Genomic DNA, 10,092 nt, shown 5'->3' with positions numbered 1-10,092 from the left:
TGCACTGTTTTTTGCAATCCAGTCAACTTCGAAGAAGCTTTTTTCAGCCAACTCATCAGCAACCACCCCTTCCAGGGCAACCACCGAACAACACATCACTGCGTTGTCAGCCGAGCCCACGAGTATATGCCAAATCCTTGGCCTCGCAAGACTTCGCTGAACAAAATCGGCATCGGAGCCTCTTCGTCTTGGAGCAGCGCTTCGCGCCGCCCCAAGACGAAGAGGAGGCTCCTCCGATAATCCGTGCCACATGGCACTCATCACACTCCTCGACGCCCAACTCGCGTTCGGTCACGTCCCGCTGCTCGATCATGCGGACTTCTCTCTTCTTGAATCGGAACGCATCGGCCTGATCGGCCGCAATGGCGCAGGCAAGTCCTCGCTGCTCAAGATACTGGGCGGCCTGGAGAAGACCGACGACGGCACCCTGCAACTGCAGCAGAACCTGCGCGTCGCCTACGTCGCCCAGGAGCCCGTGCTCGATATGGATGCGGATGTATTCACCGCAGCCAGCCAGGGCCTGGGAAGCGTGATCGCCGTGCGGGACCTCTATCTGTCAGGCGCCGAAGGCCTCGACCTCGACGCCCTTCAGTCCCAGATCGAAGCCTACGACGCCTGGAACTGGGAACAGCGCGTCGAAGAGACGCTGCACCGCCTCCACCTCGACCGCAACGCCCGCGTCGGCTCCCTCTCCGGCGGCACTCGCAAGCGCGTCGCCCTTGCCCAAGCCCTGGTGGCCGCGCCCGATGTCCTTCTATTGGATGAGCCCACCAACCACCTGGACCTCGATTCCATCGAATGGCTCGAACAGTTGCTGATCGACTTCAAGGGCAGCGTCGTCACCGTCACCCATGACCGCAGCTTCCTGAATCGCGTCGCCACCCGCATCATCGAGCTCGACCGGGGCAAGCTGGGCTCCTACCCCGGCAACTTCGAGCAGTACCTTCTACAGAAAGAAGAACAGCTCGCCCAGGAAGCCGTCATCAGCGCCAAGGCCGACAAGCTCCTCGCCCAGGAAGAGATCTGGATCCGCAAGGGCGTCGAAGCCCGCCGCACCCGCAGCCAGAGCCGCATCACCCGCCTGCAGGAACTGCGCGCCAGCCGCGTCTCCCGCCGCGACGTGCAAGGCAGCGTCAACATGGACGTCGCCTCGGGCCAGTCGAGCGGCAAGATCGTGGCCGAGCTCACAGAAGCCACCAAGTCCTTCGGCGAGAAGACCGTCATCCGCAACTTCAGCGGCACCATCCTGCGCGGCGACAAGGTCGGCCTGCTCGGCCCGAACGGCGCGGGCAAGACCACGCTGCTCAAGCTCATCCTCGGCGAGCTCGAACCCGACAGCGGCAAGATCCGCCGCGGCACCAACCTGCAGGTGGCGTACTTCGACCAGATGCGCGACAAGCTCGACCTCGACGCCACGCTGGAAGACTTCATCAGCCCCGGCAGCGAATGGATCGAGATCGGTTCGCAGAAGAAGCACGTCAAGAGCTATCTCTCCGACTTCCTCTTCTCCCCCGCCCGCGCCAACTCCCCCGTGCGATCGCTCAGCGGTGGCGAGCGCAACCGCCTGCTGCTGGCCCGCCTGTTCGCCCGCCCCGCCAACGTGCTGGTGCTCGACGAGCCGACCAACGACCTGGACATCGACACCCTGGAACTGCTCGAGAACCTGCTGCAGGACTACGACGGCACCGTCTTCCTCGTGAGCCATGACCGCACCTTCCTCGACAACGTGGTCACCAGCACCATCGCCTTCGAGGGCGACGGCCGCTGGCGCGAGTACGAAGGCAGCGTGCAGGATTGGCTGATCCAGTCGAAGCGCGCGCGCGAAATTGCCGAGCAGCGCCTCGCCGCGGCACCGCCACCACCCGCTGCGCCCGCCCCGGCGGCCGAGGCAGCCCCCAAGGCAGCAGCAGCGCCCCGCAAGAAGCTCTCATATAAAGAGCAGCGCGAACTCGAAGCCCTGCCCGCCCAGATCGAAGCCCTCGAAGCCGAGCAGAAGCGCATCACCGAGATGCTCGAACTCGACGGCGGCGCCATCTACGCCTCCGACGCCTCGCGCGCTGTCGAACTGAGCGAACGCCACGCCCGAATCGACGACGAACTGCTCGCCGCCCTCGAACGCCAGGAAGAACTGGGCGTCGCGCGTTAATCGGAAACGTCAAAGCCCGCCCGGATCGCGTCCGCCCGTCCGACGCGGGGCGGGCGCCGACTAGGCTATATATGCGGCTACCCCATTCCCCGGGAATCGCCGCATGCCTTCACCCCTCACGCTCTTCGGCCGATATGCCGTGCTCATCGCGGCATTGCTGCTGGGCGCCTGCGCCCAACTGCCGAAAGACGTCGACCGCCCCGTCTCGACCGCGCTCGCATCACCGAACGACACCGCGCTCGGCGCGCTGGTCCGCCAGCGCCGTCAGGCCGACAAGGCCCGTTTCGAGTCGGGCTTCCTGCTGCTGGGCGGCCCGCCCGCCGCGTACGGCAGCCGGCTCGCGCTGATCGAAGGCGCGCAGAAGACGCTGGACCTGCAGTACTACGCCATCCACGCCGATGCGAGCACGGGCCGCCTCGTGCGGGGCCTCCGGACGGCGGCCGAGCGCGGCGTGCGCGTGCGCATCCTGCTCGACGACTTCCACAGCACCGGCCGCGATGCGCTGGTGCTGGGCCTGGCTTTCGTGCCCAACATCGAGATGCGCCTGTTCAATCCGCTCGCGGGTTCGCGCGATTCCACCTTCAGCCGGCTCCTCAATTCGATCGGCGACGCCTCGCGCATCCAGCAGCGGATGCACAACAAGCTGTTCCTGGCCGACAACGTGCTCGGCGTCACCGGCGGGCGCAACCTCGGCGACGCCTATTTCGGCAATGCGACCAATGGCAACTTCGTCGACGTCGACGTGCTCGCGGCCGGCCCGATCGTGCAGGACCTCTCGCGCAGCTTCGACAGCTACTGGAACAACGAACGCGCCTATCCCGTGCAGTCGCTGGTCTCGCGCGAGGAGTTCCAGGAGATCCGCGAACGCGCGCGCAAGGCCGACAAGGAACTGACCGACGAAGCCGCCCGGGCGGCGAACGATCCCACGGCGCCCGCCGCCGAGACCAAGCCCCGTCCCGACGCGCCCCCCACCGCCGCCCAGACCGCCCGCGCCTGGGACGAGAAACCGCTGGACCTGCGCACCGCCACCTTCGTCTGGGCGCCGGCCGTGATGCTGGCCGACCAGCCCGGCAAGATCCCGGCCGACACCGGCCCCGGTGCAACGCGCGACCCGGGCCTCGTGGTGAGCCAGTCCGCCGACGCGGCGCGCGCCCCTCGCGCCTCGAACGCGCCGCCGCCCTCCCCGACCTCGCGCCGCGCCGCATCGCTCGAAGCCGCGTCGGACGTTGCCGCCAGCGGCGACACCGTGGTCGAGGGCCTGCTGCAACTGATCGGCCAGGCGCGCTCCGAGCTCCTCATCATCTCGCCCTACTTCGTGCCTGGCCAGGACATGAAGCAGGCTTTTGCCGCGGCGCGCGCCCGCGGCGTGAAGATCCGCGTGCTGACCAATTCACTGGCGTCGAACGACGCGCCGGTGGCCCACGTCGGCTACGCGCGGCACCGGGAAGAACTGCTCAGGATGGGCGTCGAGCTCTACGAGCTGCGCAGCGAGCAGACCACCTTCGGCACGGTCTTCGGCTCCGGCTCCTCGGGCGGCGGCAGCAGTGCCACCGGCGAATCGCGCGCGATGCTGCACTCCAAGGTGCTGGTGATGGACGGGCGGCTGCTGGTCGTCGGCTCGATGAACCTGGACCTGCGCTCCCAACTGCAGAACACCGAGATCGCCCTGCTGATCCGCAGCGACGAACTCTCGCGCGTGGCCGGCGAGCAGATCGAGCGCGGCATGCGCGAGCGCTCCTGGCACGTCGAGCTGGTCGACGGCGCGCTGGTGTGGCACGCGCCCGAAGGCAGCGGCCTCGCGGACACGACCACCGAGCCCGACGCCAGCGCCACGCTGCGCCTGATGCTCAGGCTCTTCGGCCCGCTGGCGCCCGACCAGTTGCTCTAGGGCCTGTCAGTGCTGGTGGGCTCCGCCGGCATCGGCGCCTTCGGGCGCGCCCACGGGCAGCGTCAGGTCCAGCGCGGTCTTCACGCCCTTGGCGTCTTCGAACTTCAGGGTGAACGGCACGGTCGCGCCCTTGGTCAGCGCACCCTTCAGGTCCATCATCATCACGTGGTAGCCGCCGGGCTTGAGCTCGACGGTCTGGCCTGCGGGCAGGTCGAGACCACCGGCCAGTTCGCGCATCTTCATGGTGTCGCCTTCCATCTTCATCTCGTGCACCTCGGCCACGCCGGCCGCGGGCGTCGAGATGCCGACCAGCTTCGTGCCCGTGGGCGCGGTGAGCTTCATGAAGGCGCCCGTGCCGCTCTGGCCTGGCACCGATTGGCGCACCCAGCCGTCACGCACGTCGACCGTGGCCACGCCCTGTGCCACCACATTGAGCTTGGCCGCCGGCGCCTTGAGCCCCGCGGTCGAATTGCCCGAGGCGGGCACCTCGGCCCAATTGGCGACGCCGACATCGCAGGTCTGCAGCACCTTGAACCACAGCGTGCCCGGCGTGCCCGGCACCTTGCCGCGCAGCACGAACTCGCTGCGCTCCTTGCCGGGCAGCGCGTCCTGCGGGGTCTCGGCGGTCCAGCGCACCTCGCCGTCGCCGCTCTTCTGCACATCGAGCTTCCAGCCCTTGCGCGCCTGGGCATCGGTCAGCACGAAGCCCTTGGGCAGGCGCACTGCCAGGCCGGTGGTGGCCGTGGCGCCTTCGCAGGCGTGGCCGACGCGGAAGGCGGCGTTGTAGTCGCTGCCGACGGTGGCGCCGCCCGGCGGCAGGGTGACGTGCGCCAGCGCGGCGGCCGCCCCACCCAGCAGGGCGCAGGCGGCGAGGGTCTTCTGGATCTTGAAGCGAGGGGTGTTCATGTCGTGGTGTCCTTGCAGATGAATGAAAACGTCAAAGGTCGAACTTGAGTTCGGCCACGTAGGTGCGTTGCGGGTACGGGTGGAAGGCCCAGTACTTGTTGTTGTTCAGGTTGTCGATGCCGACGGCCGCGCTCCACTGGCGGTCGATGCGGTAGCGGATGCGCGCGTCGACCACGAAGAATTTCGAAAAGCCCATGTACGCGAAACCATTGGGGTCGCTGTTGTCGAGCGAGCCGTACTGCTTGCCGCTGTAGCGCATGCCGACGGTGTAACTCCATTTGGCATCGGGCCGGTAAGTCGCAAGCAGCGCGGCACGCACCTTGGGCACGCGCGGCTGCTCCTGGCCGACGCTCGCGGGGAAACCGCTGTTGGCGGTGATCTTCGAATTCGTCAGCGTGAGGCTGCCGCTCAGGTCGAACCCTTTCACGCCCACGTCGACCGCGTTCAGCGCCACCTCGAGCCCGCGGGTGCGGATCGCATCGACGTTCTGCACCGTGTTCACGTTGTTGCTGAGCGCCTGGCTGTAGAGCGCGTCCTTCGTGTTCTCGAAGAACAGCGTGGTGCGCAGCATGCCGTCCAGGCCCCAGCCCTTGAGGTCGCGCTCGGCAGTGAGCTCGGTGGTCCATGAGCGCTCGGGGCGCAGGTTCGGATTGGTGTTGATGATGGTGTTGCCGTCGATCGAGCCCTGGTAGAGCTCGCTCACCGTGGGCATGCGCACCGCGCGGCCGGTCGAGGCCTTGAAGAGCCAGTCGGGTGTGGCCTGCCAGGCGATGGCGGCCTTGGGCGAGTCGTAGCTGTTCTTGCGTGGCGCGAAATCGAGCAGCCGCGTCGCGTTGCCAAGCTGGCCGCCGTAGGCTTCCCAGCGCTCGTGGCGCAGGCCCAGCGTGGTCTTCCAGTCCTTTGCGAAGCGCCAGGTGTCCTGCACGTAGAGTGACTGCAGCCGGGTGTTGCCGTTGAAGGCCGAGAACGGCGTGACGGGCGATCCGTTGATCCAGTCGAGCGTGTTGCCGGCGCTGGTGCGAAGGCGCGCCGTGTCCTGCTGGAAGCCGAAGTCGACCACGTGCGCGCCCACGCCTTCGGCCGAGCCGGTGGGCCGCCAGGTGCCGGCGGCCTTGAAGGTGTTCCAGCCGGAGCCGCCCATGTCGGTGGTGCGCCCCGGGCCGCCGTTGAAAGCGCCCGGCAACGGGGTTGTCGGCGTGCGTGAGGTGTCGCTCGAATAGTCGAACAGGCTCGCCGCCACCTCCCAGTCGAACACGCCGCCGGTATGGCTCTTCACCGAGAGGCCATGCATGTAGTGGGTGAGCGCGGTCTCGGTCGGCGCGAGTGCGGCGCTGGGCGAATCGAGGTTGTAGGTGCGCCCGCCGATGTTCACGCGCCCCGAATACACGGGCTGCCCGAACGCATTGCGCAGATAAGTGTCGACGCCGCCGTGCGTGGTGTTGTTCCAGGCGCCCAGCGTGTAGGTGGCGCGGAGGGTGGGCGAGAAGTCGTAGGCCACCTTGAGCTTGGCTTGCTCCTGCGTGGTGTCGTAGATGGTGGAGCCGCCCACCAGCCACCATGGCTGGTTCGACGGGTTCAGCCCCAGCACCGCGCCGGTGACCGGCGTGCCCGCATTGCCGACCGCGCCGTTGCTCACGAGCCGGTTGCCGAACACCAGCGCCTGCCCCTTGCTGTGGGTGCGCGAGGCGCTCAGCCACCATGACCAGTCGCCGCTGCGGCTGCCGAGCGACAGGTCCAGCTGGTTGCCGGCGGGCGACGAATGGCTGTTGTACAGGTCGAAGTTCGAGGCGAAGCCGCTGAGCTTGATGTGCGCCTCCAGCTGCGTGGGCATGCGCGTCACGTAGTCGACCACCGCGCCCACCGAGTTGCCCGGGTACACGGCCGAGAACGGCCCGTAGAGCACGTCGACCCGCTCGATTTCTTCCGGCGACACCATGCCCCAGCGCGGCGCATAGGTGGCGCCGTTGCCCAGCGGGTTCGACAGCATGATGCCGTCCGCATAGACCATCGAGCGCGCGCTGTTGCCCGTGCCCGAGGCGCGCGTGGCGAGCACCGCGTGGTTGAAATCGCCGATGTAGCGCTTGCGCACGACTAGGCTCGGCAGGTACTTGAGGGCGTCCTCGGCATCGGTCGCGTTGACCGTCTCGGCGATCTGCTCGCGCGTCACGCCCTCGATGGTGGTGGGGATCTGCGCCGGCAGCGAGGTCGGCCGGCCGCCGGTCACGTTGACGGCGCTCAGCGCGCGGCCGGTGCCGCCTTCAGGCGCATCGGTGGTGGGCTGCTGTTGCGCCCACACGGGCGCGCTGAGGGGAAATGCCATGACGATCGCCAGGGCGCGGGAATGCTTTTTCACTGGGAACCTGCTCCACGAACTTCAAGCCGGACAGGCCGCGGGCGCCATCGATCGGGCGCATGCGGCTATGGTTTGGAAAGCTTCAGGAGAGGTTCGGGGGCCCGCGCGCCGGGAGCGGCGCCGCGGTGGCCGCGGCAAGGCGCGCGGCGGGAATTGGCTGGACCACGCGGCCCAGCGGCAGGGGAATATCGAAGGAGATCGGGGCCAGGGCCGGTGGCGGTGCGCCGGTCAGCACGCACAGCGGGCAGTTCATGTGCGAGACGCCCATTTCCTGCGCGCCGTCCTCGGTGTGCACCACCACCTTGATGGAGCCGGCGGTGGAACACACCAGCTCCATGGCCTGCGGATGCACGATGGGCGATGCCACCGCCACGCCCAGCGACAGCATGAACCACAGCAGCACCCAACGGCCGACCTGGCCGATCTGGCCGAGGAAGCGGGGGTGGAGGCGCTGCAGGTGCATGGCGGTCGCGATTATCTGCGCACTTTGCCCTTGGGCGCCGCCTTGGCCGGGGCCTTGGCGCCCTTGGTCGCCGGTGCGGCCTTCGAGGATTTCGCCCCCTTTGCGCCCTGTGCCCCCTTGGCGGCCGGCGCGCCCTTCTGGACTTTCTGCCCCTTCTGTCCCTTGACGGCCTTGCCGCCGCGCACGGCCCGGGGCGCCGGCTCGGGCGCCGAGAGCGCCGGCATCGGCACCGCCGTCTGCGCCTGCGCGCTGGTGAGCACCGGCGTCACGGTGAAGCCGCGCGTCGCCATCAGCGCCGGCAGCCCCTGCGGGCCGATCATGTGCAGCGCGCCGACCGCGGCGAACACGCCCTTGCCGCCCGCATGCATGCGCTCGATGCCGTCGGCCAGGCCCGGGTTGCGGTCGTCGAGCAGGCGCTTCATCAGCCGTTGCTCGGCGGGGGTACGAAGGCAGTCGCACCAGTCGGCATAGCGGGCCAGCTTGTCGGCGTCGCTGCGCGCCCAGACATCGGCCATCTCCTTCATCTGCCCGCGCAGCTTGCCCGACTCCAGCTCGTCGAGCGCCGCATCGACCTGCTCGGCTTCCTCCGCTTCGGAATCTCCGGTCAGCGCCTTCACCTGGTCGGCCGCGTTCTCGAGCGCGACGATCGGCTTGCTGGCGTTGCGGGCAGACACCGCCATGGTCTCGTCGACGCCGAATTCCGGGTACAGCCCGTCGGCGCGCGCCACCAGGCCGGCCAGCGTCGACACCTGCAGGATGGGCTGCAGTTTCGCCGTGGCGCCCGGCGGCACGCAGGCCTCGGTGTTCTGGCGGTCCAGGCGCCGTGCGCGCTCGCCGCTGAGCATGCGCGCGAGCAGGGCCGGATCGGCCGGCCGGCCCATCACACGGGCGGTGGCTTCGTCGCGCGAATCGATCTCCAGCGCGAGCGTGTCGCTCTGCGCCAGCGCCTTCTGCACGGTGGGGCCGGGCCGGACCCATTCGGCGCGGCCGATGTGGATGGTGCCGTAGAGCCAGGAGGTGCGCCCGTCGCGCTCGATGCGCCAGAGGAGGCCCCGGTCGACGCCGTTGCGCACGCCCGGCCCGAGCTTGGCGAGGCTGGCGATGGCCGAGGGTGGGCAGTCGGCCGCCTGCGCCGCGACCGCGAACACGCAGAGGGCGCCCGCGAGGACCTGGCGCGCAAGGCGCGCAGGTGCCAATAAATCAGTGGTGCGCCTGAGCGCAGAGAGGATCCGGCGTATCCGCAAGGCCTGCTCCATGATGAAAGAAAGTCCGGCATTCTCACAGCACCGCTGCCCATAATCCGAAACCATGCAGAGCATCTTCCACCTTGCCTTTCACGTGCGTGACCTTGACGGTGCGCGCCGCTTCTACGGCGACGTCCTCGGTTGCGCCGAGGGCCGCAGCACCGACACCTGGGTCGATTTCGATTTCTTCGGCCACCAGATCTCGCTGCATCTGGGCGAGCCCTTCGCCACCGCGCGCACCGGCCGCGTCGGCGACGTGATGGTCCCAATGCCGCACTTCGGCCTCGCGCTGGCCCTGCCCGACTGGCAGGCACTGGCCGAACGGCTGGAAGCCGCGAACACCGATTTCGTGCTGAAGCCCCAGGTGCGCTTCGAGGGCCAGCCGGGCGAGCAATGGACGATGTTCTTCTGCGACCCCTTCGGCAATCCGATCGAGGTCAAGGGCTTCCGTTCCCTCGACACGATCTACGACAAGTAAAGAACAAGTGGGATACACCTTCGCATCGGCCACCGTGTTGCTGCTGCTGATCACCGATCCGCTGGGCAATATCCCGATCTTTGCCAATGCGCTCAAGGGCGTGGCGCCCGAGCGGCGCACCCGGGTCATCGTGCGTGAGGTGCTGATCGCCTTTGCGCTGCTGCTGGGCTTCATGTTCGTGGGCGACGGGTTCCTGCGGGTGATGGGCCTGTCGGGCCTCTCGCTGCAGATCGCGGGCGGGGTGGTGATGTTCCTGATCGCGCTGCGCATGATCTTTCCACCCGAGCATGGCGCGGCGCCCGTCGCGACGCCGACCGAAGAACCGCTGATCGTGCCGCTCGCCGTGCCCGCGCTGGCCGGCCCCTCGGCGCTGGCCACGGTGATGCTGCTGGTGTCGCAGGCGCCCGAGCGGCGCCTCGAATGGGTGGCGGCGCTCAGCGTCACCATGGCCGTGTGCGCCATCGTGCTGGTGCTGGCCGAGCGCATCCAGCGGCTGGTCGGCGAACGCCTGGTGCTCGCTTTCGAGCGGCTGATGGGCCTGATCCTGGTGGCCGTGTCGGTCGAGATGATGATCCGCGGCATCAAGCTGCTGGCTTCGGAAATGGGGAGGTAGC

8 protein-coding genes are annotated in these 10,092 nt (G+C 68.3%); 4 read left to right on the top strand and 4 right to left on the bottom strand.

Annotation, left to right across the window (positions count from 1 at the left end; genetic code table 11):
* Positions 1-250 precede the first annotated feature (250 nt).
* Together NU688_RS33675 and NU688_RS33670 are read left to right on the top strand one after the other, a co-directional pair.
* Positions 251-2,146: an ATP-binding cassette domain-containing protein gene (locus NU688_RS33675; RefSeq protein WP_257865328.1), complete on the top strand. Its 1,896-nt coding sequence runs from the start codon at positions 251-253 to the stop codon at positions 2,144-2,146.
* Positions 2,147-2,249: 103 nt separating this feature from the next.
* Positions 2,250-4,034, top strand: coding sequence for a phospholipase D family protein (locus NU688_RS33670; protein WP_257865327.1), 1,785 nt, complete (start codon positions 2,250-2,252; stop codon positions 4,032-4,034).
* A 6-nt stretch (positions 4,035-4,040) separates the two neighbouring features.
* Here the strand turns inward: NU688_RS33670 and NU688_RS33665 are convergent, their stop codons facing one another.
* The 4 genes from NU688_RS33665 to NU688_RS33650 all read right to left on the bottom strand — a co-directional run bounded on the left by NU688_RS33665 (position 4,041) and on the right by NU688_RS33650 (position 8,952).
* Complete coding sequence (locus NU688_RS33665) at positions 4,041-4,940, bottom strand: copper chaperone PCu(A)C (RefSeq protein ID WP_257865326.1); 900 nt, start codon at positions 4,938-4,940, stop codon at positions 4,041-4,043.
* A 31-nt stretch (positions 4,941-4,971) separates the two neighbouring features.
* Entirely contained in the window at positions 4,972-7,260 is a 2,289-nt protein-coding gene (locus NU688_RS33660; RefSeq protein WP_257865325.1) for a TonB-dependent receptor, read from the bottom strand.
* A 115-nt stretch (positions 7,261-7,375) separates the two neighbouring features.
* Positions 7,376-7,756: a DUF2946 family protein gene (locus NU688_RS33655; protein ID WP_257865324.1), complete on the bottom strand. Its 381-nt coding sequence runs from the start codon at positions 7,754-7,756 to the stop codon at positions 7,376-7,378.
* Positions 7,757-7,767: 11 nt separating this feature from the next.
* Positions 7,768-8,952, bottom strand: a complete 1,185-nt coding sequence (locus NU688_RS33650) for a TraB/GumN family protein (protein WP_257865323.1) — start codon at positions 8,950-8,952, stop codon at positions 7,768-7,770.
* A 112-nt stretch (positions 8,953-9,064) separates the two neighbouring features.
* Between NU688_RS33650 and NU688_RS33645 the strand changes: the two genes are divergently transcribed.
* Both NU688_RS33645 and NU688_RS33640 read left to right on the top strand, forming a co-directional pair.
* Entirely contained in the window at positions 9,065-9,478 is a 414-nt protein-coding gene (locus NU688_RS33645) for a VOC family protein (protein WP_257865322.1), read from the top strand.
* A gap of 7 nt (positions 9,479-9,485) precedes the next feature.
* Complete coding sequence (locus NU688_RS33640) at positions 9,486-10,091, top strand: MarC family protein (RefSeq protein ID WP_257865321.1); 606 nt, start codon at positions 9,486-9,488, stop codon at positions 10,089-10,091.
* Position 10,092 lies beyond the last annotated feature (1 nt).

This window comes from Variovorax sp. ZS18.2.2 (assembly GCF_024701975.1).
GTDB lineage: Bacteria > Pseudomonadota > Gammaproteobacteria > Burkholderiales > Burkholderiaceae_C > Variovorax.
Note: the sequence above shows the minus strand (reverse complement) of the source record. Positions and strands in the feature narration are given on the sequence as shown.

What these genes read in the sequence shown, in the direction of transcription:
- NU688_RS33665 (WP_257865326.1), bottom strand. Translation starts at nt 4,940, where the DNA reads ATGAACACCCCTCGCTTCAAGATCCAGAAGACCCTCGCCGCCTGCGCC.
- NU688_RS33660 (WP_257865325.1), bottom strand. Translation starts at nt 7,260, where the DNA reads ATGGCATTTCCCCTCAGCGCGCCCGTGTGGGCGCAACAGCAGCCCACC.
- NU688_RS33655 (WP_257865324.1), bottom strand. Translation starts at nt 7,756, where the DNA reads ATGCACCTGCAGCGCCTCCACCCCCGCTTCCTCGGCCAGATCGGCCAG.
- NU688_RS33675 (WP_257865328.1), top strand. Translation starts at nt 251, where the DNA reads ATGGCACTCATCACACTCCTCGACGCCCAACTCGCGTTCGGTCACGTC.
- NU688_RS33645 (WP_257865322.1), top strand. Translation starts at nt 9,065, where the DNA reads ATGCAGAGCATCTTCCACCTTGCCTTTCACGTGCGTGACCTTGACGGT.
- NU688_RS33670 (WP_257865327.1), top strand. Translation starts at nt 2,250, where the DNA reads ATGCCTTCACCCCTCACGCTCTTCGGCCGATATGCCGTGCTCATCGCG.